At 67.6% G+C, this 25,309-nt stretch carries 22 protein-coding genes and 2 tRNA genes; 7 read left to right on the forward strand and 17 right to left on the reverse strand.

Features of this window, described 5'->3' with window-relative positions; translation table 11 throughout:
- Positions 1-6 precede the first annotated feature (6 nt).
- From ABZS64_RS04940 to pknB, 3 genes are all read left to right on the forward strand, one after another.
- The gene (locus tag ABZS64_RS04940) at positions 7-1,422 is read left to right on the forward strand and encodes an FtsW/RodA/SpoVE family cell cycle protein (RefSeq protein ID WP_355823190.1); all 1,416 of its coding nucleotides are present in this window, start codon (positions 7-9) and stop codon (positions 1,420-1,422) included.
- Entirely contained in the window at positions 1,419-2,882 is a 1,464-nt protein-coding gene (locus ABZS64_RS04945) for a penicillin-binding transpeptidase domain-containing protein (RefSeq protein ID WP_355823193.1), read from the forward strand. The genes ABZS64_RS04940 and ABZS64_RS04945 overlap by 4 nt, the downstream gene beginning before the upstream one ends.
- Positions 2,883-3,050: 168 nt before the next feature.
- A complete protein-coding gene (pknB, locus tag ABZS64_RS04950; protein WP_355823195.1) occupies positions 3,051-5,030 on the forward strand; it encodes a Stk1 family PASTA domain-containing Ser/Thr kinase in 1,980 nt (659 codons plus the stop codon).
- Between the two features lie 106 nt (positions 5,031-5,136).
- Here the strand turns inward: pknB and ABZS64_RS04955 are convergent, their stop codons facing one another.
- The 6 genes from ABZS64_RS04955 to ABZS64_RS04980 are packed head-to-tail and all read right to left on the reverse strand — an operon-like array spanning position 5,137 to position 9,425.
- Complete coding sequence (locus tag ABZS64_RS04955) at positions 5,137-5,814, reverse strand: class E sortase (RefSeq protein ID WP_355823198.1); 678 nt, start codon at positions 5,812-5,814, stop codon at positions 5,137-5,139.
- Between the two features lie 51 nt (positions 5,815-5,865).
- Complete coding sequence (locus ABZS64_RS04960) at positions 5,866-7,074, reverse strand: class E sortase (RefSeq protein WP_355823200.1); 1,209 nt, start codon at positions 7,072-7,074, stop codon at positions 5,866-5,868.
- Entirely contained in the window at positions 7,071-7,709 is a 639-nt protein-coding gene (locus ABZS64_RS04965; protein WP_355823203.1) for an aminodeoxychorismate/anthranilate synthase component II, read from the reverse strand. The genes ABZS64_RS04960 and ABZS64_RS04965 overlap by 4 nt, the downstream gene beginning before the upstream one ends.
- Entirely contained in the window at positions 7,706-7,879 is a 174-nt protein-coding gene (locus ABZS64_RS04970) for a hypothetical protein (RefSeq protein WP_355823206.1), read from the reverse strand. Before ABZS64_RS04970 ends, ABZS64_RS04965 begins: the two co-directional genes overlap by 4 nt.
- 56 nt (positions 7,880-7,935) lie before the next feature.
- Positions 7,936-8,655, reverse strand: a complete 720-nt coding sequence (locus ABZS64_RS04975; protein ID WP_355823436.1) for a class E sortase — start codon at positions 8,653-8,655, stop codon at positions 7,936-7,938.
- A 26-nt stretch (positions 8,656-8,681) separates the two neighbouring features.
- Entirely contained in the window at positions 8,682-9,425 is a 744-nt protein-coding gene (locus tag ABZS64_RS04980) for a DUF881 domain-containing protein (RefSeq protein ID WP_355823209.1), read from the reverse strand.
- Positions 9,426-9,639: 214 nt separating this feature from the next.
- Between ABZS64_RS04980 and crgA the strand changes: the two genes are divergently transcribed.
- Complete coding sequence (gene crgA, locus ABZS64_RS04985; protein WP_355823212.1) at positions 9,640-9,894, forward strand: cell division protein CrgA; 255 nt, start codon at positions 9,640-9,642, stop codon at positions 9,892-9,894.
- Positions 9,895-10,150: 256 nt separating this feature from the next.
- Here the strand turns inward: crgA and ABZS64_RS04990 are convergent, their stop codons facing one another.
- Positions 10,151-11,041, reverse strand: coding sequence for a rhomboid family intramembrane serine protease (locus ABZS64_RS04990; RefSeq protein ID WP_355823215.1), 891 nt, complete (start codon positions 11,039-11,041; stop codon positions 10,151-10,153).
- A 110-nt stretch (positions 11,042-11,151) separates the two neighbouring features.
- Positions 11,152-11,685 carry a peptidylprolyl isomerase gene (locus ABZS64_RS04995; protein WP_355823218.1) on the reverse strand — a complete coding sequence of 178 codons (534 nt, stop codon included), beginning with the start codon at positions 11,683-11,685 and terminating at the stop codon, positions 11,152-11,154.
- 273 nt (positions 11,686-11,958) lie between these two features.
- Here ABZS64_RS04995 and ABZS64_RS05000 point away from each other — a divergent pair, with 273 nt between their 5' ends.
- Positions 11,959-12,636 (forward strand): DUF5324 family protein, encoded by a 678-nt coding sequence (locus tag ABZS64_RS05000; protein ID WP_355823221.1) that lies wholly within the window; start codon positions 11,959-11,961, stop codon positions 12,634-12,636.
- Positions 12,637-12,691: 55 nt separating this feature from the next.
- Here the strand turns inward: ABZS64_RS05000 and ABZS64_RS05005 are convergent, their stop codons facing one another.
- Together ABZS64_RS05005 and ABZS64_RS05010 are read right to left on the reverse strand one after the other, a co-directional pair.
- Entirely contained in the window at positions 12,692-13,075 is a 384-nt protein-coding gene (locus tag ABZS64_RS05005) for a DUF6344 domain-containing protein (protein WP_355823224.1), read from the reverse strand.
- Between the two features lie 216 nt (positions 13,076-13,291).
- Positions 13,292-13,364 (reverse strand) — tRNA-Ala (locus ABZS64_RS05010).
- A gap of 181 nt (positions 13,365-13,545) precedes the next feature.
- On the opposite strand from ABZS64_RS05010, the gene ABZS64_RS05015 reads away from it, so the two are divergent.
- The gene (locus tag ABZS64_RS05015; protein ID WP_355823227.1) at positions 13,546-14,094 is read left to right on the forward strand and encodes a DNA-binding protein; all 549 of its coding nucleotides are present in this window, start codon (positions 13,546-13,548) and stop codon (positions 14,092-14,094) included.
- Positions 14,095-14,140: 46 nt separating this feature from the next.
- Positions 14,141-15,502, forward strand: a complete 1,362-nt coding sequence (locus ABZS64_RS05020) for a protein kinase (RefSeq protein WP_355823230.1) — start codon at positions 14,141-14,143, stop codon at positions 15,500-15,502.
- 18 nt (positions 15,503-15,520) lie between these two features.
- On the opposite strand, the gene ABZS64_RS05025 is transcribed toward ABZS64_RS05020, so the two are convergent.
- The 7 genes from ABZS64_RS05025 to gyrB form a co-directional block, all read right to left on the reverse strand.
- Positions 15,521-17,005 carry a hypothetical protein gene (locus tag ABZS64_RS05025; RefSeq protein WP_355823233.1) on the reverse strand — a complete coding sequence of 495 codons (1,485 nt, stop codon included), beginning with the start codon at positions 17,003-17,005 and terminating at the stop codon, positions 15,521-15,523.
- Positions 17,002-18,924 carry a VWA domain-containing protein gene (locus ABZS64_RS05030; RefSeq protein WP_355823235.1) on the reverse strand — a complete coding sequence of 641 codons (1,923 nt, stop codon included), beginning with the start codon at positions 18,922-18,924 and terminating at the stop codon, positions 17,002-17,004. Before ABZS64_RS05030 ends, ABZS64_RS05025 begins: the two co-directional genes overlap by 4 nt.
- A 181-nt stretch (positions 18,925-19,105) precedes the next feature.
- Positions 19,106-19,240, reverse strand: coding sequence for a DLW-39 family protein (locus ABZS64_RS05035; RefSeq protein WP_003958712.1), 135 nt, complete (start codon positions 19,238-19,240; stop codon positions 19,106-19,108).
- A gap of 168 nt (positions 19,241-19,408) precedes the next feature.
- Positions 19,409-19,482 (reverse strand) — tRNA-Ile (locus ABZS64_RS05040).
- A gap of 69 nt (positions 19,483-19,551) precedes the next feature.
- Positions 19,552-20,103 carry a DUF3566 domain-containing protein gene (locus ABZS64_RS05045; RefSeq protein ID WP_355823439.1) on the reverse strand — a complete coding sequence of 184 codons (552 nt, stop codon included), beginning with the start codon at positions 20,101-20,103 and terminating at the stop codon, positions 19,552-19,554.
- An 87-nt stretch (positions 20,104-20,190) separates the two neighbouring features.
- Entirely contained in the window at positions 20,191-22,800 is a 2,610-nt protein-coding gene (gene gyrA, locus ABZS64_RS05050; RefSeq protein ID WP_355823238.1) for a DNA gyrase subunit A, read from the reverse strand.
- Positions 22,801-22,841: 41 nt separating this feature from the next.
- Positions 22,842-24,911 carry a DNA topoisomerase (ATP-hydrolyzing) subunit B gene (gene gyrB / locus ABZS64_RS05055; RefSeq protein WP_355823241.1) on the reverse strand — a complete coding sequence of 690 codons (2,070 nt, stop codon included), beginning with the start codon at positions 24,909-24,911 and terminating at the stop codon, positions 22,842-22,844.
- Between the last annotated feature and the right edge of the window lie 398 nt (positions 24,912-25,309).

A 25,309-nucleotide genomic window follows, 5' to 3' on the forward strand; every position in this document is an offset into this window, starting at 1 on the left:
TCCACCATGAGCGTTGTCACCAACACCACCACGATCGGCGCGATCGAAGCACCGAGCCGCCGCAACACCGAGCTGATGCTGCTCGCGTTCGCCGTTGTCATTCCGGTGTTCGCGTACGCCAATGTGGGCCTCGCGCTGAACGACGAGCTCCCGGCCGGCATGCTCGCCTACGGCCTGGGGCTGGGGCTGCTGGCAGGCGTCGGCCACCTCGTGGTGCGCAAGTTCGCCAAATACGCAGACCCGCTGCTGCTGCCGCTGGCGACACTGCTCAACGGCCTTGGCCTGGTGCTGATCTGGCGGCTCGACCAGTCGCCGAGACTGGCCTACCAGGGTGCCGCCGCCCCCAACCAGCTGATGTGGTCGGCGCTGGGCGTCGCCATGTTCATCGGTGTGCTGGTGTTCCTCAAGGACCATCGCGTCCTGCAGCGCTTCACCTACATCTCGATGGCCGTCGCGCTGATCCTGCTCGCAGCACCTGCGTTCTTCCCCGCGGACGACGCGAACTTCGGTGCGAAGATCTGGATCCGTCTCGGGCCGCTCTCGCTCCAGCCCGGCGAGTTCGTGAAGATCATCATCGCGATCTTCTTCTCCGGCTACCTGATGGTGAAACGCGACGCGCTCGCCCTTGCCAGCCGTCGTTTCATGGGCCTGTACCTGCCTCGCGGCCGAGACCTCGGCCCCATCCTCGCCGTCTGGATGCTCAGCATCCTCATCCTCGTCTTCGAGACCGACCTCGGCACCTCACTGCTCTTCTTCGGAATGTTCGTGGTCATGCTCTACGTGGCCACAGAGCGGACCAGCTGGATCGTCTTCGGCCTGCTGATGTCGGCGGTGGGCGCAGTCGTCGTGGCGGCGTTCGAACCGCACGTCAAGGCCCGTGTCGCGGCCTGGCTCAACCCGATGGCGATCTTCCTGCCGCCTGAACAGCGGCCCAAGGGCCTGATCTCCGACCAGGCGGCGCAAGCGCTGTTCGCCTTCGGCTCCGGTGGGACCCTCGGTACGGGCCTCGGCCAGGGCAACTCGGACCTGATCAACTTCGCCGCGAAGAGCGACTTCATCCTCGGCACGGTCGGCGAGGAGCTGGGGCTCGCCGGAATGATGGCGATCTTCCTGATCTACGCGCTGATTGTGCAGCGCGGTGTGCGCACGGCACTCGCGGCCCGCGACCCCTTCGGCAAGCTGCTCGCCATCGGCCTGTCCTCGGCATTCGCCCTCCAGGTCTTCATCGTCGCCGGCGGCGTCCTCAACCTGATTCCGCTTACCGGTATGACCATGCCGTTCCTCGCGCAGGGCGGCTCCTCCGTCATCACCAACTGGGCACTCGTCGCCATCCTGATCCGGATCAGCGACACCGCGCGCCGTCCCGCGCCGTCCCCTGCCCCGTCCCCCGACGCCGAAATGACCCAGGTGGTCCGACCGTGAACAAGCCCTTGCGCCGGGTCGCGATCTTCTGCGGCCTCCTCGTCCTCGCCCTGCTGATCCGTACCAACTGGGTCCAGTACATCCAGAGCGAGGAGCTCAACACTCACAAGAACAACAAGCGCGTACTGATCGAGCGATACGCCTACGAGCGCGGCAACATCATCGTGGACGGCAAGCCGATCACGGGCTCCACAGCGACCGACGACAAGTTCTACAAGTACAAGCGCACCTACATCGACGGCGCCATGTGGGCACCGGTGACCGGGTACGCCTCGCAGGCCTACGACGCCAACCAGATCGAGAAGCTCGAGGACGGCATCCTCACCGGCAACTCGGATCAGCTCTTCTTCGATCGCACGATGGCGATGTTCACGGGCGACAAGAAGAAGGGTGGCAATGTCGTCACCACCCTGAACGCCGCGGCTCAGAAGGCTGCTTTCGAGGGCCTCGGGTCCAAGAAGGGCGCCGTCGCGGCCATCGACCCGCAGACCGGCAAGATCCTCGCTCTCGCCTCGACTCCTTCGTACGACCCCTCGACCTTCGCCGGCTACTCGGCCAAGGACGAGAAATCGTGGGTGAGCCTCGAGAAGGACAAGGACAAGCCGAAGCTCAACCGCGCGCTGCGCGAGGTCTACCCGCCCGGCTCCACCTTCAAGGTGGTCACCGCGGCCGCCGCGCTGGAGCACGGCGTGATCGACGACATCAACGCTCCGACGGACACCCCTGAGCCGTACATCCTGCCCACCATCAGCAAGCCGATGGTCAACCACGCTCCCGGCTGCAAGAACGCCAGCCTGAACGAGGCGCTCAGGGTCTCCTGCAACTCCGTCTTCGCCAAGCTCGGTGACTCCGTCACCCGGGACAAGATGCTGGAGACGGCGCAGAAGTTCGGCTTCAACAACCCCGAGATCGACACTCCGGTGCGTGCCGCCGCCTCCGTCTACGACAAGGCGATGGACCGCCCCCAGAACGCCCTGTCCTCCATCGGCCAGTTCAACACTGCGACCACCCCCCTCCAGATGGCCATGGTCACCGCGGCGATCGCCAATGACGGCAAGCTGATGAAGCCGTACATGATCGACCAGCTGGAAGCTCCGAACCTGGACGTCATCAAGAAGAACGAGCCGCAGGAGATGAGCCGCCCGCTCTCTCAGAAGAACGCGCAGCTCCTCCAGGAGATGATGGAGAACGTCGTCAAGAACGGCACCGGCCAAAACGCCCAGATCAACGGCGTCACGGTCGGCGGCAAGACCGGCACGGCCCAGCACGGCGAGAACAACTCCAAGCGTCCCTACGCCTGGTTCATCTCGTACGCGAAGACCGACAGCGGCTCACCCGTCGCTGTGGCGGTCGTGGTCGAGGACTCCAGCGGCACCGCCCGCGACGACATCTCGGGTGGCGGTCTCGCCGCCCCCATCGCCAAGGCCGTGATGCAGGCGGTACTGGAGAGCAAGAAGTGACGCGGATCACGTCCGGCGCCCATACCTGCACAATGCGATACCGGTCGGGTATCAGGTGACGGTCGCGGGCCGATCAGGTGGTGCGTGCCCGGTACCGTATGCGCGAACAGCACACCGCCGGACCACACACGGGTGCGGTCGGGACTGACGGAGAGGGCTGGAACAGTTATGGAAGAGCCGCGTCGCCTCGGCGGCCGGTACGAACTGGGCTCGGTGCTCGGCCGTGGTGGCATGGCGGAGGTCTACCTCGCCCACGACACCCGGCTCGGCCGCACCGTCGCCGTGAAGACGCTGCGGGCCGATCTCGCCCGCGACCCGTCCTTCCAGGCCCGGTTCCGCCGTGAGGCCCAGTCGGCCGCCTCGCTCAACCACCCGGCGATCGTCGCGGTCTACGACACGGGCGAGGACTATGTCGACGGGGTCTCGATCCCGTACATCGTCATGGAGTACGTCGACGGCTCCACGCTCAGAGAGCTGCTGCACTCCGGGCGCAAGCTGCTTCCCGAGCGCACGCTCGAGATGACCATCGGCATCCTCCAGGCGCTCGAGTACTCCCACCGCAACGGGATCGTCCACCGCGACATCAAGCCGGCGAACGTCATGCTGACGCGCACCGGCCAGGTCAAGGTCATGGACTTCGGCATCGCCCGCGCCATGGGCGACTCCGGCATGACGATGACCCAGACCGCGGCCGTCATCGGCACCGCGCAGTACCTCTCCCCGGAGCAGGCAAAGGGCGAGCAGGTCGACGCGCGCTCCGACCTGTACTCCACCGGCTGCCTGCTGTACGAGCTCCTCACCGTGCGTCCGCCCTTCGTGGGCGACTCCCCGGTGGCAGTGGCGTATCAGCATGTACGCGAGGAGCCGCAGCCGCCGAGCAACTTCGACCCCGAGATCACGCCCGAGATGGACGCCATCGTCCTGCGGGCCCTGGTCAAGGACCCCGACTACCGCTACCAGTCGGCCGACGAGATGCGCGCGGACATCGAGGCGTGCCTCGACGGCCAGCCGGTCGCGGCGACGGCGGCGATGGGTGCGGTCGGCTACGGCGGATACGCCCCGGACGACCAGCCGACCACGGCGCTGCGCCAGACCGACCCGGCGGGCCAGACGTCGATGCTTCCGCCGATGAACCCGAACGACGGGGGCTACGACGGTTACGACGACCGCCCGGGCCGCCGCCGCCAGAAGAAGTCGAACACCTCGACGATCCTGCTGGTGCTGGCGGGCATCCTGGTGCTGGTCGGCGCGGTGCTGATCGGAAAGGCCGTGTTCGGCGGCAACGACGGCGGCAGTGGCGATGTGCCGGTGCCGCAGCTCGTCGGCAAGCCCTTCGGAGAAGCCCAGACACTCGCGACGAACGCCGGCGTCAAGCTCGCCGAGTCCGGTAGGCAGCGCTGCGACCAGCCCAAGGGCAGCATCTGCAGCCAGACGCCGGCCAGCGGCAAGATGCAGCAGGGCGAGACCATCCAGGCCGTCGTCTCCGAGGGCGCGCCCAAGGTCGAGGTGCCGGACGTCACGGAGAAGTCGCTGGAGAAGGCCAAGGACGAGCTGGCCCGCAAGGGCTTCAACGACGTCAAGGTCGTGGAGACCGAGTCCTCCGATCAGGACCCGGGCACGGTGCTCGAGCAGGACCCCAGGGGCGGCACCCAGGCCGAGAAGGGCACCAAGGTCACCCTGACCGTGGCCAAGCAGGCCAAGGTCACCGTGCCTCCGGTCGTGGGCAGCACGTTCGATGACGCCAAGAGCCAGCTCGAGACCCTTGAGTTCACGGTCGCACGGGTCGATGTGGACTCCGATCAGCCCGCGGGCCAGGTCACCGAGCAGGACCCCACGGGCAACTCGAAGGCCGTCAAGGGTTCCACGGTCACGCTGAAGGTCTCCAAGGGCCCCCAGCAGACGCAGGTGCCGGTTCCCGAGGTCAGGACCAGGAAGGTCTCCGAGGCCAAGCAGATCCTGGCCCAGAGCGGCTTCACGAACATCCAGTTCGCGCCCGGCAGCCCCACTGACGACAACGCCATCGTGAGCGGTATGAACCCGCAGCCCGGCACCCAGGCGGACCCGGCGACCACCACAATCGTGCTTCAGACGATCGGTGGCGGAAACAACGGCGGCGGCAACGGCGGATTCATCGGCGGCGGCGGATAGCAGCCCCGATACAGCAGGAGGCCCCGGCACCCTTCATGGGTGACCGGGGCCTCCTGCTGTACGCGCCGCCTGCACGCGCCGCGCGCCGTATGCGCAGCTGTACCTGCTAGCCCAGCTCCGCCGGCGGCGTACGGTCCTGGTCGACCTTCTCCGTGCGCACCAGCTCCCCCCACACGATGTAGCGGTAGTCCGAGGTGTAGACGGGCGTGCAGGTCGTCAGCGTTATGTAGCGGCCCGGCTTCGTCTTCCCCGACTCCTTCGGGACCGGCTGCAGCACATCCACGTTGTACTTCGAGGTCTCCCGAAGCTCCTTGTAGACCTTGTAGACGTACCAGGTGTCCCGAGTCTCGAAGACGATCGGGTCGCCGTCCTTCAGCTTGTGGATGTTGTGGAACTTGGCTCCGTGGCCGTCGCGGTGCGCGGCCAGCGTGAAGTTGCCCTTGCCGTCCCAGGGGAGCGCCGACTTGATCGGGTCCATGTAGTAGCCCGCGATGCCGTCGTTGAGGCTCTTGGAGTCGGTCCCCTTCTTCACCAGCACCTCGCCGTTCTTCATGGCGGGTACGTGGAGGAAGCCGATGCCGTCCTTGGTGTCGAGGGCGCCGGGACCGCGGGCGGCCCAACCGTCACGAATGTGGTCGCCCTGCTTGGAGGCCTCACGGTCGGCGAGAACGTTCGTCCACCACAGTGAGTAGACGACAAAGAGCCCCAGCACCACGCCCGCGGTGATCAGCAGTTCGCCGAAGACACTGATGACACCGGCGACCCGGCTACGCGCACGTGACACTGCACCTTTTCCCGTCTTGAAGTCCCAGAGCACCCACCGCACCCACAGCGTTCAGCCGACGAGCGCGTCGGGTTTGCCCTTGCTGCGCGGCCGTTCCTCGACCATCTTGCCCCACACGATCATTCGATACGTACTCGTGAATTCCGGCGTACACGTCGTCAGCGTGATGTACCGGCCCGGCCCGGTGAACTCGGAACCCTGCGGGACCGGAGCGATCACGTTCACGTTCGACGGCGAGGTCTGGGGGAGGATGCTCACCATCTTGTACGTGTAGTACGCGTCCTGCGTCTCGACGACGATCGGGTCCCCCGGCTGTAGACGGTTGATGTACCGGAACGGTTCACCGTGGGTGTTGCGGTGACCCGCGACCGCGAAGTTGCCCACCTTGTCCGAGGGCATCGCGGTCTTGAGCTTCCCCTCGCCGTAGTGGCCCACCATTCCGCGGTCGAGGACCTTGTGCTTGCTGATGCCCTCGGCGATCGGGACCACCACATCCAGCTTGGGGATGTGCATGATGGCGAAGCCCTGCCCGGGCTCGAAAACCCCGGGCTTGCGGCCCTTCGCCCAGCCGTCCTGGATCTTGTTCGTCTCCTGGCTTGCCTCCTGCCCGGCGCGGATGTTCGTCCACCAGAGCTGGTAGGTGACGAACAGCAGCATCAGCACACCGAAGCTGATGAAGAACTCACCGATGGCGCGGCTGGCGATGACGGCAGGGCTGTCCTTCGCGGCACGCGCGGCGCGGCGGGCCTCGACGCGTGAAAGGGGTTTGGCGGGCGCGGCGGAGTCGGGGGTGGCGGAAGCGGGCTCGGGGCGCTTACGGCCCCGGGCCTTGGCCGCACGGCGGCGCTCGGCACGGCCGGGACCTGCGGGGGTCTCCGCCGCGCGCCGGGTGTCCGATGTGCGCAGGGCGACGGTCTCGTCGTCCGGCACGGGTATCGGCTCGGACACGGGTACCGGCTCGGATATCTGCTGAGGGTTCGCGACGGTCTCGTACGGCGCGGACGGAGGTTCCGGTTCCGGTTGTTGCTCCTGCGCGTACCAGTCCCGCTGATAGCCCGCGGGGTCATACCACTCCTGGGGCGTAGGGGCCTGAGGCTGAGGGGGCTGCGGCTGAGGGGGCTGCGGCTGAGGGGCCTGAGGCTGCTCCTCCTCCTCCTGGGCGTTCGTGGCACGGAACCACGGCGACCCTTGCTCCCCCGGCGGCAGCGGATCCGTCAACGGGTCGTACTCATACCCGTCCTCAGGACGCTGAGCGCTCACGCCACAGCCTTGCCCACCACCGGTGCGAGCCCCGCCGAACGCCCGACCGCCCCGGTGTCGCCGCACTGCTCCAGCCAGTTGGCGAGCATCAGATGCCCGTGCTCGGTGAGGACCGACTCGGGGTGGAACTGCACGCCCTCGACGGCCACTTCACGGTGGCGCAGCCCCATGATGATGCCGTCCGCCGTCCGTGCCGTGACCTCCAGCTCGTCCGGGAGCTCCGCCGGCTCAGCGGCCAGCGAGTGGTAGCGGGTCGCGGTGAACGGCGAGGGCAGCCCGGCGAAGACACCCTTGCCCTCGTGCGTGACCGGCGAGGTCTTGCCGTGCAGCAGTTCGGGGGCCCGGCCCACCACACCGCCGTACGCCACCGCCATCGACTGCATCCCCAGGCAGACGCCGAAGACCGGCACTCCGGTGTCGGCGCAGTGCCGCACCATCTCGATGCAGACACCGGCCTGCTCGGGCGCTCCGGGCCCGGGGGACAGCAGCACCCCGTCGAAGCCGTCCTGCGCATGCTCCAGTGCCACCTCGTCGTTGCGCACGACCTCGCACTCCGCACCGAGCTGGTACAGGTACTGGACGAGGTTGAAGACGAAGCTGTCGTAGTTGTCGACGACCAGGATGCGCGCGCTCATCGAGCGGCCCCTGCTCCGTCGACCGTCACATCGTTGAACGGAAGCAGCGGCTCCGCCCACGGGAAGACGTACTGGAACAGCACGTAGACGACCGCGAGGACCAGCACGAGCGAGAGAAGCGCTCGCACCCATGCGTTGCCCGGCAGACGCCGCCAGATCCAGCCGTACATGCTGTCCCTTTCCGTTTGGTACCGCACCAGACTAAAGGGCGGCAGGGGCACATGGGTCAGCTGCGCAAAGCTTCCGGTTTGCCGTCGGTCACAGGCTGGGTGGCGTCCAGATGCGCCCAGGCGATCAGCCGGTGGCTGCTGCCCCACTCCGGGTCGCAGGTGGTCAGCGTCAGATAGCGCCCTGGCCCGTCGAATCCGGACTTCACCGGAACGGGATCGATGACACCGACATCGCTCGGGACGGTCCGGTAGGGCTTCTTGTCGATGCGGTACGTGAACCAGGTCGTCCCGTCCGTCAGCACCACCGCGTCCCCGGGCCGCAGCTCGGGGATGTCCTTGAAGGGATCGCCGTACGTACGCCGATGGCCCGCGACCGAGAAGTTGCCGCTGCCGCCGAGCGCGGCGGTGGATGCGTAGTGCCCGAGGCCCTTCTTGAGGGTGCCCGTCGAGGTGCCTTGCAGGACCGGCCAGTCCCAACTCCCGCCGAAGCGGGGGATGTACATGACCGCGAAGGGCTTGCCGTCGCGGTACTCCTCGGGGGCGGAAGGAGCGGGCGTGGTCGTGCTCCCAGGGGCCGGGGCCGGGGCCGGTGCCGGGGCGGGGGCCGCGATCGGTCCCTGCGACCACTCCTCCTGGAGCCTGTCGATCTGGCCTTCGGTCGCGCTGCCGGCCTTCACACCGGTCCAGAACAGCACATACACGACAAAGAGCACGATCAAGGTACCGACGGTGATGCAGAGTTCGCTGAAGGTCCTGACGATCAGCCGTACCGACACCGTCTCCCCCACCGACCCCCCAGGCGCTACTGCACGGGCTTCGCGTAGTGGAGATCCACTGTGCCCGAGTAGCCGGGGAGAGTCACCGCCTCACGCTCGTCGACTTTCCAGCCGAGGCCGTAGGCCTTCACATACAGCTGGTAGTTCTGGATCGCCGGGGAGGCGGCGAGCGCCTTCTTGAGCACGCCCCGGTCGCCGACCGCGGTGACCTTGTACGGCGGGGAGTAGACGCGTCCCTGGAGGATCAGGGTGTTGCCCACGCACCGCACGGCGCTGGTGGAGATCAGGCGTTGGTCCATGACCTGGATGCCCCTGGCGCCGCCCCGCCACAGGGCGTTGACGACGGCCTGCAGGTCCTGCTGGTGGATGACCAGGTCGTTGGCCTGCGGCTCGGGGTAGCCGGGGGCCGCCTGGGCGTTCGGCGGAGCGTCGTTGAGGGTGACGGTGAGGGCGGGGCCGCTGACCTTCGCGGTGCCCGCGACCTTCTCCAGGGCTGCGAGCTTCAAGTCCTCGGCCTTGGTGGAACCATCGTCGCGCCGGGCGAGGGCGTCGACGTCGTCGCGTACCGCCCCCGTGGACTCGTCGAGGTCGGCGTTCTTGGTGCTGCGCTGCTGAATCAGGTCGGAAAGCTTCAGCATCGAGGCATCCGTACGGATGTTGGTGCCCTTGGCGGTGTTGAAGCTGGTCACGAAGATCAGCCCGGCGAGGGCGAATACAGCAGCCGTCAGCAGCCGGACGGTCCCGCCCGTCACCCGACCACCACCCCTCATCGAGCTTCGCCCACCTTCCTGACTGTCAAAGCGGTTGTCCGGCCCTTGTGGGGAGTCGGCAGAATTGCTCAACGTACCCTTATCTCCTCAGGCGCCGCGGAAGCACTACGCTAACGGACGCCCGGGGGAGGCGGTGGTCCCCCTCGCTCCAGCCCCTGGCGTCAAGCCACAGTTCCCTGCGCGGTCACGCAGCGCATCGACAGGAGAGTCCCTCGTGCCGAAGTCACGTATCCGCAAGAAGGCCGACTTCACGCCGCCGCCGGCGTCGAAGGCGACCAGCATCAAGCTGACCAACCGCAGCTGGGTCGCACCGGTGATGCTCGCGCTTTTCCTGATCGGCCTTGCCTGGATCGTCCTCTTCTATGTCACCGAGGGCGACCTTCCGATCAAGAGCTTCGGCAACTGGAACATCGTTGCCGGCTTCGGCTTCATCGCCGCCGGCTTCGGCGTATCCACCCAGTGGAAGTAGCTTCTCCGCAGTCTCGCCGTCAAGCCCTGCCCTGAGGTTATCCACAGCGTTGTCCACAGTGGGGAAAAGGTCAGACGATCTGTGGATAACCCTCAAAGCATTGACGCCGGTGTGACTGCATCGGCCATCTTGGTGAAGCGTCCCGCCCCTTGTCCCTGCTGGGAAAACCCAGCTCAGCGACAAGGGGCACGCTTGTTCCCCACAGCATGCACAAGATCGGGCACACGCTGTGGACAACTTTGGGGAAAGGTCCCGCTCAGGTGAGCGAGACGGTCCTGGCCACCACCATCACGACGGTCGCCAGCAGGACCAGCGCGCAGGTCCCGGCCTGCACGAGGGTGCGGTGTTCGCGGGGCGCGTGCACCAGGCCGAAGGCGATGGCCGTGCCTGCGACCAGGCCGCCGACGTGCGCCTCCCAGGCGATACCGGACCAGGTGAAGGTGAAGAGCAGGTTCAGCGCGAGCAGCGCGATGACCGGCCGCATGTCGTAGTTGAGGCGGCGCATCAGTACGGCGGTGGCGCCGAGCAGTCCGAAGATGGCGCCCGAGGCACCCAGAGACGCCTCGTCCGGGGCCGCGATCAGATATGTGAAGGCGCTGCCTGCCAGCCCGGAGAGCAGATAGAGCGCGAGATAGCGGATGCGGCCCAGCGCCTGCTCCAGAGGGCCTCCGAGCCACCACAGGCCCAGCATGTTGAACGCGATGTGCCAGATCTGCTGATGCAGGAACATCGACGTGAAGAGCCGGTACCACTGGCCCTCGGCGACACCGTCCACCGGGATGAACGGCGCCGGCGGCCACTGTGCGATCAGCGCCAGATCGTTGACCACACGGTCGCTCGCCAGCGCGGCGACGAACACGGCGAGATTGATCGCCAGAAGGATCTTGGTGACCAGATGGGGACTGGCCGCCACGGCACCTCCGGCGACCGTCCGCGGCCGGTTCGCGCTCAGCCCGTGCCCCGTACCGGATCCCGAACGGACGCACTCCGGGCACTGGAACCCGACCGAAGCGCTGACCATGCACTCCGGGCATATGGGCCGCTCGCAGCGGGTGCACCTGATGCCGGTCTCACGCCCCGGATGCCGGTAGCAGCTGGGGCCGTGCGCATCCTGCGGCTGATGCGGACTGCCTGGCGCCTGGTCCATGAGGTCCCTCTGTCTCCCTAGCTCAACACACCGCCCCGCCCATCCATACGGATGAGCGGGGCGAATTGGTTCCCTGGATATCCCTGGATATCCCTCAGAATCCCCGGGGCTCAGGCCTCGCGGGTCTCCACGACGACGGACTCGATCAAGACATCGTTGAGGGGGCGGTCGGTGCGCGGGTTGGTCTGGGTGCCCGCGATCGCGTCCACGACCTTCTTGCCCGCCTCGCTGCTGACCTCACCGAAGATGGTGTGCTTGCGGGTCAGCCAGGCGGTGGGCGAGACGGTGATGAAGAACTGCGAGCCGTTGGTGCTCGGGCCGGCGTTCGCCATGGCCAGCAGGTACGGCTTGTCGAAGGCGAGGTCGGGGTGGAACTCGTCCTGGAACTCGTATCCGGGGCCACCCGTGCCGTTGCCCAGCGGGTCGCCTCCCTGGATCATGAAACCGCTGATCACGCGGTGGAAGACCGTGCCGTCGTACAGCTTGTCCGTGGACTTCTTGCCGGTCGCAGGGTGCGTCCATTCGCGCTCACCCTTGGCGAGCTCCACGAAATTCTTGACCGTCTTGGGCGCGTGGTTCGGCAGAAGCCGGATCTCAATGTCGCCTTGGTTGGTCTTCAAGGTGGCGTAAAGCTGCTCGGCCACGATCTGCCTTCCGTAAGTCTTCGCTGACGTCTGACGATCCTCGCACGGAAGAGGCGTCTGCGGATAAAAGGCGTCGAGTCGTCGCCGGAGCGGCGCGCTGTGGGACGAATCGTGGCATCGTCGTCCGCAAGGTCCCTAGATGACCCGGATGCCCGCCCCGCATGCCGAGGCAGCACTCAACAGGCATGATTTCCAAACGGGCGGAAAGGCGAATCTATGCCTAACTGGGAGTAAATCCCAGCCGCCCAGAACGCCACCGAGGAGGAGGATCCCGTGACCCGCATGGACAGCGTGCGCGCCGCGACCGGTACGGCGAAGGACAGCGTGCTGCACGCCGCGGAAGTGGTGGCGCCCTACGCCGGTACGGCCAAGGACCAGGCCGCGCATTATGCGCACGAGGCCCGCGTACGGCTCGCGCCCACAGTCTCCAAGGCCGCCTATCAGGCCCGTGTTCAGTACGACGCGCGTATTGCGCCGCATGTGCCGCCGAAGGTGGACGAGGCCACGCACCGAGCCGCGGTTCAGGCTCGGAGGGCCGCTCGTCAGGCGGCGGATTACACCGTTCCGCGTGTCGAGTACGCGATGGCCGTCGCTCAGCCCGTACGGGAGGAGGCTGCGGCCCGCTCCGTTGCCGCACTGGCCGCGCTGCGCGGACAGGTGACGGCGAAGGAGATTCAGAAGCTGGTGAGGAAGCACGAACGGCGCTCGAAGGCCGCGCGTCTTGCCAAGGGTCTCGCGATCATCGGTGTGCTGGCCGGTGCAGCTTTCGCGGCCTGGAAGTGGTGGGACAAGCAGGCCAACCCCGACTGGCTGGTGGAACCGCCCGCTGCCACGGAGGTCTCCGACCGAGCACCGCTGACGTCCGTCGACGGCAGTGGAGAGGGAGACCTGGACCCCGAGGTACAGGCGAAGCAGGACGAGGCGGAGGCTTCGGACCGCGACGAGCGCTGATCGCATACCGCCCGTGGGGCTGGTGGCGCCGGGAAACGTGAGTGATCCCGGCGCCTCAGGCCGGGGCGAGCGCCGTGTTCGCGCCGTGTGCGGAGGCCGAGCTCGGGTCGAAGTCGGCGAGGTCGGCACTGTCGGCGTCGATCGCGGGCAGATGGCGGCTGGCCGGCGACGACCCATGCGCCTCGGCGCGGATGCGCTGCTTGATGGTCGGCGGCAGCGACCTGTCCCGCGCCGTAGGGCTCCATCCTGTACTGGGCGCGGGCACCGTCGGCCGGACGATGTGCCGACGCGCCTGCTTCGGCAGGTCCAGCGCCTCCGGCGTCCGGACGGCCGGCCGGCGCGCGGCGGTGGAGGCTGTGGTCAGCCCCACCGAGGCAAGCAGCGCAAAGAACGCGGTGATGAACGCGGTCCACAGATTTCTGACCTTGATGGCGGCCATGACCCCTCACTTTCAGGTTGAGCGATCTACATACCTTTCTCATGATGTGTACGCATCTCGAGAAGTGCGGGAGCGACGCCGTCGCTCCGCAGTTCTTCTGATGAACACCACCCGGACGGCCCAATCCACCGTGCGGGCAGGGCGGCAAGGCAGTACAAGGCAGCAAAAAAGGGCGCCCCGATCTGTTCTCGACAGATCGGAGCGCCCTTGTCGCTGTGGAGCCTAGGGGAGTCGAACCCCTGACATCTGCCATGCAAAGACAGCGCTCTACCAACTGAGCTAAGGCCCCGGAAGGGTGGGTACGGCCGAGCAGAAACGCGCCCTCAGCCACCGCCGCAGACCAGAGTACCGGGTGACCGCCTGAATCCTGCAAAAGGATTGGGACTCCCCGTCGGCGACCACGCTCCGTAAGATGCTCGTCGTGGTTCGCAGCAGCGAAGCCCGCTTTGGGGAAGCGATGGGGAGACGCGATGGACGCCGCTCAGCAGGAAACAACCGCCAGAGCCAGAGAATTGCAGCGCAGCTGGTACGGAGAGCCATTGGGGGCGCTCTTCCGTCGGCTCATCGATGATCTGGGTCTGAACCAGGCCCGCCTCGCGGCGGTGCTCGGGCTGTCGGCACCGATGCTCTCCCAGCTGATGAGCGGCCAGCGCGCCAAGATCGGCAACCCCGCGGTGGTCCAGCGCGTGCAGGCACTGCAGGACTTGGCCAGCCAGGTCGCCGACGGCAGTGTCAGCGCGGTCGAGGCCACCGATCGGATGGAAGTCATCAAGAAGTCGCAGGGGGGCTCCGTGCTGACCGGCACAAGCCAGAGCACAAGCAGCTCGGGTGCGCCGACAGTTCGTCGTGTCGTACGCGAGATCCAGTCGCTGCTGCGCTCCGTGTCAGCGGCGGGCGACATCATCGATGCGGCGGACTCCCTCGCCCCGAGCCACCCCGAGCTGGCAGAGTTCCTCCGTGTGTACGGCGCCGGTCGCACGGCCGACGCGGTCGCCCACTACGAGTCGCATCAGAGCTGACCGAGGCAGCGGGCCTCACTAGGGAACGGGGAGCGGGCGCAGCGCAATGGGTGAGGTCTTCGCTGGTCGGTACGAACTGATCGACCCGATCGGTCGCGGCGGTGTCGGGGCGGTCTGGCGCGCATGGGACCAGCGGCGCCGTCGCTATGTGGCGGCCAAGGTGCTGCAGCAGAGCGATGCGCACACCCTGCTGCGCTTCGTCCGCGAGCAGGCCCTGCGGATCGATCATCCCCATGTCCTCGCCCCGGCCAGCTGGGCCGCGGACGACGACAAGGTGCTGTTCACCATGGATCTGGTCAGCGGCGGGTCGCTGGCGCATGTCATCGGCGACTACGGCCCGCTGCCGCCCCGTTTTGTGTGCACGCTGCTCGATCAGCTGCTGTCCGGTCTGGCCGCGGTGCACGCGGAGGGGGTCGTGCACCGCGACATCAAGCCGGCGAACATCCTGATGGAGGCCACCGGGACCGGGCGGCCGCATCTGCGGCTGTCCGACTTCGGGATCTCGATGCGCAAGGGCGAGCCGCGGCTGACCGAGACCAACTATGTGGTGGGCACGCCCGGTTACTTCGCGCCCGAGCAGATGATGGGCGCGGAGCCGGACTTCCCGGCGGATCTCTTCGCGGTCGGCCTGGTCGCGCTCTATCTGCTCCAGGGCCAGAAGCCCGACTCCCGGGCGCTGGTCGAGCACTTCGCCAACATCGGCACTCCCGGCGCTCCCCAGGGCATCCCGGAACCGCTGTGGCAGGTACTCGCCGGTCTGCTGCAGCCCGATCCGCAGGCCCGGTTCCGCACCGCCACGGGCGCGCGCAAGGCGCTCACGGCGGCCGTCGAAATGCTTCCGGAGCCCGGCGCCGACGACGAGCCCGTCGAGATCTTCGACCAGATCGGTCCGCTCCCCGCCGGATTCGGCCCGAGCGGCCCCGCCACGGACCCCGAGCCGGCCGCACAGGCCGGCCAGGCTCCCGTACCCCGCGTACAGCAGTCGCTTCCGCAGTCGCAGACGGGCAGCTTCCATCTGGCCCCGCCACCGCAGCAGCAGCCCGCCCAACTCCCTTACACGGCCCAGCCGTCCACTCCTCCCCCCATGCCGGCGGCCTCGGAGCCGACGCCAACGCCAACGCCGACTCCCACCCCCACTCCCGTACCAGCGCACAGCGCTTCCCCCCTTCATGTCCCCGCGCACGAGCAGTTCTCGCAGTCCCAGACCGCTCCGACCGCCCCGGTGCAGTACGAACAAGCTCTTACTCGTGCTTACACCGCTCAGAGCCCCCAGGTTCCGCACTCGCACGCACCGATTCCGACAGCGGCCCGCAAACGACCGGGACCGCCCCCGAAGGTTGCGGTCCCGGTGCTGCTTGTCGCGCTGCTCTGCTTCGCGGTCGGCATCTGGGCGCTGACCCAGGCCTGAACCCCGCGGCGCCCTGAACTACCAGGTGGGCGGCGGCCCGTACTGGCCGGGCGCCTGGCCCGGCGCCTGGCCCGGAACCTGACCCGGAACCTGACCCGGGGCACCGTACCCACCAGGCACCTGCCCGGGAAGCTGCCCCTGCACGGGCCCCTGCACCGGTCCCTGTGCGGGGAACGGAGCGGCAGCGTCGGCCACCGGAGCAGGTCCCTGCAGCGGAACCCCGGTCGTGCGCCGCCGCGCGAGCAGCGTCCACGCGCCGAGCCCCAGCACGAGCACGGTCCCCGCACCGATCCCCGCAGCGGCGACCAGCTGCATCGTGTCGCTCTTCGCGGCCTCCGGCGCGCTCTTCCCGCTGTCCGCCGCCTCCTGGTCGTCCTTCGTGACCTCGAAGTCCCCTGCGGGCCCCGCGTACGCCGGGCGGCCCTCCATCTCGCCCTCGACGTTGACGCGCAGGGTCAGCGGAATCGGCTTGTTGCCGTACTCCTTGCCGACCTCCGGGTTGAGCGTGGCCGAGAGGTAGTACCAACCCGCGAACCGCATGGCGCTGGTGGAGCTGGTGGAGTCGTACCGGTTCTCGTACGCCACCGGCGGCAGCGGATCCAGCGCGAGCGACTTCTGCTTGCCGTCGTAGTACACGCTCGACTTCTCGTCGACGTACCCACGGGCCGGGTTGTGCAGGGACAGCACAAGGGCAGTGCTGACGCTCTTCGCGCTGTCGGGCGCCGCGCTCGTGCCGAGGTCGGCGCTGGCGAAGAGCTGCTGTCCCCAGTCGACCGGCACCCGGTAGAAGAGCGTCTGGCCAGGGATGATCTTGTCCTGCCACTCGCCCTCCTTCAGGCCGGTGGCATCGGTGAAGCTGGTGCCGCCGTGCCGCTTCGCGGGGCCCCCGCCCGGCGCCGCAGGGGAGGCGGACGGCCAGCTCTCGGGCGGAGCGGTGGGTGCGGCGGACTTCAGCCCGGGCTCGGAGGCGTAACGGATCTCCACGGCCCACGGCTCGGGCGTCGACGTATCGTCGCTCTTCCGCTCGAGGAGCACGTAGTACGCACCCGCCTCCTGGCAGCTGTTGCTGTCCTTTTTGATCGTGCGGTCGGCGTACGCGGCGACCGGCCTTGCGTACGAGACAGAGCCGAACTGGGCGTCGTCCTCACCGCACTTGGAGCCCGACCGGTCCTCGATGCTCACCGACAGCTTGTCCGCGTAGGAGACCTTCGTCGCCAGCTTGGGGACGGCCACGGCCGAGACGTACGCATTGGTCTTGGCGTCGAGATCGACCCGGTAGTAGCGCTTCTCGCCGGGCTTGATCGTGTCCTTGTACGTCGATCCGGCCATCAGGGGCGGCCCGTCGCTGTTGACCGCCCTGCCCTTGATGGCCTTGGCCTCGCTGTCGAAGGCGTACGGATTGGGCTCGCCGGCCGCCCACGCCTGCCCGGGCAGCGCCGCCACAGCGCACATCGCCGCCATGGCCGCCAGCGTCACCCGGCCCGTGCCGCGCTGCCTCTTCACGCGCTTCTCCTTGTCCGCCGTACGAGTACGAGCACCAGGCCCACGATCAGGACGACCGCGCAGCCGGCCGCCGCGGCGGTCGCGGTGCCGGACCATCCTGCCCCGGCAGCCGCTTCGCTGTCTTCGCGGGCGGCCGAATCACCCTGCTTGTCCGCCTTCTTCGCCGGCGAAGGTGCGTCGTGCTGCGGCCCGGACAGTTCGTCACCCATCACGGCCACCCTCAACACCACACCGATCTGGGGGTTCTCGGCGATCTCGGCGGCCTTCGCGCCCAGCGTGACGGCGATGTAGAAGGCGCCCTTGCTGTGCACAGGAACGACATTGGGGTTCGACTCGTGGCGGTTGGTCCAGGCGACCGGCACGGTGCCCATCTCCAGTGCCGTAGGCCGTCCGTTGTAGACGGTCTGCGGGTTGAACTCGCCGGTGCCGCCGCCGACAGGGGCCCGTCCCGGCGTAAAGACCTGGGTGGCGCCGTAGGACCACACGGAGGACGAGCCGTCCACGGTCGGCTCGTTGGCGAACTCCACGTCGTACCGCAGCTGCTGTCCCCAGCCGACCGGCACCCGGTACCAGAGCGTCTGCGACGGCAGCACCTTGTCCCGCCACACGCCCTGCCCGATCTGCTGGGCGTCGTTGAAGCCGGTACCGCCCGTGACATCGCGCGGGTCCCCGGTCGGCAGCCGGGCGTCCTTGTCGCCGGCGCCGTACTCCGGCTGCGACTGGGCCGGCGTCACGCCCTTGGGCAGCGGCCTCTCGGTCGCGTACGTCAGCTCCAGCGGCCAGCGCGCCGCGTCCGAGCCCTTCTTGCTCTGCCGCTCGACAACCAGCCAGTACCGGCCCGCCCTGTCGCAGCCGCCGGTCCCCTTCTCGCTGGGAATCCGGGCAACCGCCGAGGTCAGCGGCGTCGCCCCCTCCTTCTGGAAGAAGTGCTCGGTGCTGGTCTCACACGCACTGTCAGTGCCGTACGCAATGCTTGTACGCAGGACGTCCAAGGTGTCCACAGCAGCCCCCGGCTGAGGCACCGCCGTCGCCGAAAAGTCCACAGTGGATTCAGCGTCCAGGTCGACGGCGTAGTACCGCTTCTCGCCCGGGCCGATCGTGTCCAGATACTGCCCCGGTACGAGAGCGGGTGCTGCGTCCCGCCGCAGCGCACCCTCGACCGGCCTGCCGCTGAAGCGGTATCCGTCGGCCGACAGCTGGGCCGAGCGCTGCAGCTGGCGGGCGAGTGCCTTGGCGTCGGGCGCGTCGTAGTAGCGCCCGACGCCCGTCTTCGCGACGCACTCCAGCTGCTGCCGTGCCGCACTCCTCACCTGGAAGCCGACCGTGTCGATGCGGAGTCCCACGCCCTGCTGGGAGAGCTGCTCGGCAACCTCGCAGGGCTGCGGGGAGCCACAGTTGTCCTCGCCGTCCGAGATCAGCAGGATCGTGCGCGTCCCGATGGTGCCGCTCGCGGGCTTGGGGAGATCGGCAGCGGCCTTCTTCAGCGAGAGGCCGATGGGGGTGTCGCCCTTGGGCTGCACGGCTGCCACGGCCTGCTTGATGCCCGCGCGGTCCAGCGGCTCGACAGTCTTCACCAGGCGGGTGTCGGTGCAGCCCTTGGGCTCGTCGGCGCCATAGACGCGCAGTCCGGTGGGAAAGCCGTCGGGGAGGGCGTCCACGACGGTCCCCACGGCAGCGCGGGCGGAAGCCATCCGCGTCTGTCCGGTGCCGTCGTCGTCGGCCATGGAGCCGGAGGAGTCGAGGACCATCACCAGGCCGCTCTTCCCGTCCGGAGTGTCCGCCTCCGCGGCCTGCACAGCCCGCCCGGCCTGCCCTGTCCGACCGGCGGCGCTCGCACCCGGCAGCGGTCCCGCCACCAGGGCGAGCAGTGCCCCGCCGATCGCAGCCGCCGTCGCGCGGCGGCCCAGTGGTGCCTTCACCCGTGTTCCCCTCCCGAATCCCCCGAGTTTGCTCTTGCAAGCTAATAATTTGCTCGGGTGAACTCAAGGCCGGGATTGTCACGGTCCCGCTACGGGCAACGGGCAGCCGGAAAAAGGCAGGCAGCACGAAGCCCCGGCCGCTTCAGCGACCGGGGCTCAGTGGATTCAAGACTGCTGCGTCTCACACACCCGAACCTGCGGGCACGGAGTCGGTCGCCTCCGTCCACAGATCCTGCTCGGCGCGATCCGCCTGGATCTGGCGGTACACGAGGAGCCCGCCGATGGCGGCCAGTGCGACCAGGAGAAGCTTCTTCACCGCGCGACCTCGTCTTTCCTTGACGTATGAGGACTTCTGGCGCCCGACTATACACACCGACCGATACCGATCGGTGACCTGCGTACGACCTCCGCACACCCTAACTCCGGCCCCGGACAAAGCGATCGGCCCGGACGGAGAAGCTCCGTCCGGGCCGATTCACAACTGTGGGGCTAACAGGATTTGAACCTGTGGCCTCATCCTTATCAGGGATGCGCTCTAACCAACTGAGCTATAGCCCCGCCGCGCTGCGCGCTGACTCATGAAGATTAGCGCACGTCGGGGCCAGTCCCAAAATCGGTTGTCCTGTCTCACTCGTCCTCGGCGAGCGTGAGCTCGACGCCGCCCACGAAACCGGCGGAGAGGTTGTAAATAAAGGCCCCGAGCGTGGCCAGCGCTGTGGCCAGCACCACATCGATCACCGCGATCACCGAGGTGAAGATGAGCACCCGCGGCAGCGACAGGAACGACTGAAGGTCGAAGCCATTGCTCTCGTTCGAGCCGGTGGCCTCGCTGATCGTCCCGCCGACCGTGGAGAAGACGCCCATCGCGTCCATGACCATCCACAGCACCGCGGCCGCGATCACCGTGCAGATACCCAGCGCGATGGAGAGCAGGAAGCTGACCTTCATCACCGACCACGGATCGGCCTTGGCCACCCGCAGCCGTGCCTTGCGCGTGCGTGGCGTCGTACGGGCCCCGGTCCGCGGCCGCCGTACAGCGGCACCCGGCTGCTGAGCGCCCACGCCATGGGGCGAGGGATACGCCTGCGGCGGGTGGTACGGCTGCGCCGCCTGCTGCGGCGCCGGCTGCTCGCCGCCATACGTCTCGTACGGGGGCTTGGGCCCCCGGGTGTCCGTCACCGTAACCCCCTGGGAGTCCGCGGCAGGGCCACGGGCACCGTTCGCTCCGGATGCGGCCGATCCGGCGCCCGTGGCTCCACTCACGCTTTACTCCTCGTGCTCCCCGGCCGAGGACTCACTGCCCTCGACTGCCGCCTCGGCCGCCTCAGCGCCGGCCAATTCGGTCCCTTCGACCTCGTCGGTCCCTTCGACCTCTTCGGCCTCGCGGCCTGCCTCGGCGTTACGAGCGATACCGACCACGGCATCGCGCTTGCCCAGGTTGATCAGTTGGACGCCCATGGTGTCACGGCCCGTCTCCCTGACTTCGTTGACTCGCGTACGAATCACACCGCCGCCAAGGGTGATGGCGAGGATCTCATCCGTCTCCTCGACCACCAGCGCGCCCACGAGTGAACCACGGTCTTCCACGATCTTGGCGGCCTTGATACCGAGGCCGCCGCGACCCTGGACGCGGTACTCGTCGACGGCGGTCCGCTTCGCGTACCCACCATCAGTAGCAGTGAACACGAACGTACCGGGCCGCACCACATTCATCGAGAGGAGCTCGTCTCCCTCACGGAAACTCATGCCCTTCACACCCGACGTGGCACGTCCCATCGGACGCAGCGCGTCATCGGTCGCGGTGAACCGGATCGACTGAGCCTTCTTGCTGATCAGCAGCAGATCGTCCTCCGCCGAGACCAGCTCGGCGCCGATCAGCTCGTCGTCGCTGCCGTCCTCCGTCTCCCGGAGGTTGATCGCGATGACACCACCCGATCGGGGCGAGTCGTAGTCCTTGAGCGAGGTCTTCTTCACCAGGCCGCCCTTGGTGGCAAGCACCAGGTACGGAGCGGCGTCGTAGTCGCGGATCGCCAGGATCTCGGCGATCTGCTCATCCGGCTGGAAGGCCAGCAGGTTGGCGACGTGCTGACCGCGCGCGTCCCGGCCGGCGTCCGGCAGCTCGTAGGCCTTGGCGCGGTAGACCCGGCCCTTGTTGGTGAAGAACAGCAGCCAGTGGTGCGTCGTGGAGACGAAGAAGTGGTCGACGATGTCGTCTTCCTTCAGCTTCGTGCCGCGTACGCCCTTGCCGCCGCGCTTCTGCGAGCGGTAGTCGTCCGTCTTCGTACGCTTCACATAGCCGCCACGCGTGATGGTGACGACGATGTCCTCCTCGGCGATCAGGTCCTCGATGGACATGTCACCGTCGAAGGGCACCAGCTTGGAGCGCCGGTCGTCGCCGAACTTCTCGACGAGGACGTTCAGTTCCTCGCTGACGATCTGGCGCTGCTTCTCGGGCGAGGCCAGGATCGCGTTGTACTCATTGATCTTGGCCTGCAGCTCGTCGTGCTCGGCGACGATCTTCTGGCGCTCAAGGGCGGCCAGTCGGCGCAGCTGCATCTCGAGGATGGCGTTGGCTTGGATCTCGTCGATCTGCAGCAGGCCCATCAGGCCCTCGCGTGCGATCTCGACCGTGTCACTGCGCCGGATCAGCGCGATGACCTCGTCGATCGCGTCCAGCGCCTTGAGCAGACCGCGCAGGATGTGCGCCCGCTCCTCCGCCTTGCGCAGGCGGAACTTCGTACGCCGGACGATGACCTCGATCTGGTGGTGCACCCAGTGGCGGATGAACGCGTCGAGCGAGAGCGTGCGCGGCACACCGTCGACGAGCGCCAGCATGTTCGCGCCGAAGTTCGTCTGGAGGTCGGTGTGCTTGTACAGGTTGTTCAGCACGACCTTGGCGACGGCGTCGCGCTTGAGCACGATCACCAGGCGCTGGCCCGTACGGGACGAGGTCTCGTCGCGGACGTCGGCGATGCCGCCGATCTTGCCGTCCTTCACCAGGTCGGCGATCTTCTGCGCCAGGTTGTCCGGGTTGGTCTGGTACGGAAGCTCCGTGACCACCAGGCACTGGCGGTTCTGGATCTCCTCGACCTCGACGACCGCGCGCATCGTGATGGAGCCACGACCGGTGCGGTACGCCTCCTCGATGCCCTTGCGGCCCACGACCAGCGCACCGGACGGGAAGTCCGGGCCCTTGATCCGCTCCATGAGTGCGTCGAGCAGTTCCTCATGGGTGGCGTCGGGGTTCTCGAGCGCCCACTGGGCGCCCGCCGCGACCTCACGCAGATTGTGCGGCGGAATGTTGGTGGCCATACCGACCGCGATACCGGCCGAGCCGTTGACCAGCAGGTTCGGGAACCGGGCCGGCAGGACCGTCGGCTCCTGATTGCGGCCGTCGTAGTTGTCCTGGAAGTCGACGGTCTCCTCGTCGATGTCCCGGAGCATCTCCATCGACAGCGGCATCAGCTTGCACTCGGTGTACCGCATGGCGGCGGCCGGGTCGTTGCCCGGAGAGCCGAAGTTGCCGTTGGAGTCCACCAGCGGCATCCGCATCGACCACGGCTGGGCCAGGCGGACCAGGGCGTCGTAGATCGAGGAGTCGCCGTGCGGGTGGTACGTACCCATGACGTCACCGACGACGCGGGCGCACTTGTAGAAGCCCTTCTCGGGCCGGTACCCCCCGTCGTACATCGCGTAGAGCACACGACGGTGGACGGGCTTGAGACCGTCCCGTACGTCGGGCAGCGCACGCGAGACGATGACGGACATCGCGTAGTCGAGATACGAGCGCTGCATCTCCGTCTCGAGCCCGACGGGCTCGATCCGCAGTACCGGCTCTTCTTCTTCAGTCGTGGCGGGAGTGTTCTCGTCGGCCATTGCTGGTCTTCAGTCCTTTCGTGCGGTCAGCTGAGACCGACTCAGATGTCGAGGAAGCGGACGTCCTTGGCATTGCGCTGGATGAACGAGCGCCGTGCCTCGACGTCCTCGCCCATCAGCACCGAGAACAGGTCGTCGGCCTGCGCGGCGTCGTCCAGCGTGACCTGGCCGAGAACGCGGTGGTCCACATCCATCGTGGTGATGCGCAGCTCCTCGGCGTTCATCTCGCCGAGACCCTTGAAGCGCTGGATCGAGTCTTCCTTGATCCGCTTGCCGTTCTGCTTGCCCAGCTCGACGAGCGCGTCGCGCTCACGGTCCGAGTACGCGTACTCGAAGTCGTCCCGGCCCCACTTGATCTTGTAGAGCGGCGGGCGCGAGAGGTAGACGTGCCCGGCCTCGACCAGCGGCCGCATGAAGCGGAAGAGGAAGGTCAGCAGCAGGGTGTTGATGTGCTGGCCGTCGACGTCGGCGTCCGCCATCAGGATGATCTTGTGATAGCGGAGCTTCTCGATGTCGAAGTCCTCGTGGACTCCGGTACCGAAGGCCGAGATCAGCGCCTGGACCTCGGTGTTCTGCAGGATCTTGTCGATCCGCGCCTTCTCGACGTTCAGGATCTTGCCTCGGATGGGCAGGATGGCCTGGTACATCGGGTTACGGCCCGACTTCGCCGAGCCACCGGCCGAGTCACCCTCGACGATGAAGATCTCGCACTTGGTGGGGTCGTTCGACTGGCAGTCGCTCAGCTTGCCCGGCAGGGAAGCCGACTCCAGCAGGCCCTTGCGCCGGGTCAGGTCACGGGCCTTGCGGGCCGCGACGCGCGCCGTCTGCGCCTGGATGGACTTGCGGATGATGTCCGCGGCCTCGTTGGGGTTGCGGTCGAACCAGTCCGTGAGGTTCTCGTGCACGACCTTCTGGACGAAGGTCTTCGCCTCGGTGTTGCCCAGCTTGGTCTTGGTCTGGCCCTCGAACTGCGGCTCTCCCAGCTTGACCGAGATGATCGCGGTCAGACCCTCGCGGATGTCCTCGCCGGAGAGGTTGTCGTCCTTCTCGCGCAGCAGCTTCTTGTCGCGTGCGTACCGGTTGACCAGGCCGGTCAGAGCGGCCCGGAAGCCCTCTTCGTGCGTACCGCCCTCATGCGTGTGGATCGTGTTCGCGAAGGAGTACACACCCTCCGTGTACTGCGAGTTCCACTGCATCGCGATCTCGACCGAGAGCGTCCGCTCCTTGTCCTCGGCCTCGATGTCGATGACGGTCGGGTGGATCAGCTCTCCCTTGCGGGAGTTGAGGTACTTGACGAAGTCGACGATGCCGCCCTCGTAGAAGTACGTGACGGTGCGCGCCTTCGGCTCCTCGGCCGCCTCGGCGTCGGGGTCGTCCGCGCCGACGGTCGCCTTCGCGGACTCGCGCTCGTCCGTCAGCGTCAGGGTGAGGCCCTTGTTGAGGAAGGCCATCTCCTGGAAGCGGCGCGCGAGCGTCTCGAAGGAGTACTCGGTGGTCTCGAAGATGTCCGGGTCGGCCCAGAACGTGACCGTGGTGCCGGTCTCGTCGGCCTCCTCGTTCCGCGCGAGGGGGGCGGTGGGGACGCCGAGCTTGTAGTCCTGCGTCCAGCGGTAGCCGTCACGCTTGACCTCGACGGAGACCTTGGACGACAGGGCATTGACCACAGACACACCGACGCCGTGCAGACCGCCGGAGACGGCGTAGCCGCCGCCGCCGAACTTGCCGCCCGCGTGCAGGACGGTGAGTACGACCTCGACGGCGGGCTTGTTCTCGGACGGCACGATGTCCACCGGGATGCCACGGCCGTTGTCGATCACGCGCACGCCACCGTCGGCGAGGATCGTGACATCGATCCTGTCGGCGTGGCCTGCGAGGGCCTCGTCAACGGAGTTGTCGACGACCTCTTGGACGAGGTGATGAAGTCCACGCTCACCGGTCGAGCCGATGTACATGCCAGGCCGCTTGCGGACCGCGTCCAAACCCTCGAGGACGGTGATCGCGCTGGCGTCGTACGACGAGCCGGACTCGCCGCTTCCGTCGGCAGCAGTGGAAGGAATGTTCTCGTTGGGGTTGCCGGAATCGGCCACGAAGCGCCCTTTCTGGCACAGCACAAGCCGTTCTCCGGGCAGGCGGGAGCGGCTGCGTCGTTCGACATGTTCCGCGAGTGGGCGGGATTGTCCACCAGTCTACCGGTACCGCCGACCCGAATGGGGGTTTGCCGGTAGCTGAGTCCTCACGTGCCGCCCTGAACCATGTCGGTCCGACTCCCCATATCCGGGAAGGGGCTTCAGGAGGCTCACACGGGCATTGAGCGCTTCGGCCTGTCAACCACTGGCTACGGTGAGGGACACCTCACACGTCTCGGGGGGTTTCGGGCGTTACGGGATGAGGGGTGCGGCTGCGTGCCTGGTGGGGTGGGCGGGGCGCGGTCAGCGGTAGGCGGCCGGTGGGCAGGACGCGGTCGGCGCGGGTGCCTGGCGCGGCGCCGGGGCCCGGCGCGGCGCCAGGC

Source organism: Streptomyces sp. NPDC005408 (assembly GCF_040606445.1).
GTDB lineage: Bacteria > Actinomycetota > Actinomycetes > Streptomycetales > Streptomycetaceae > Streptomyces.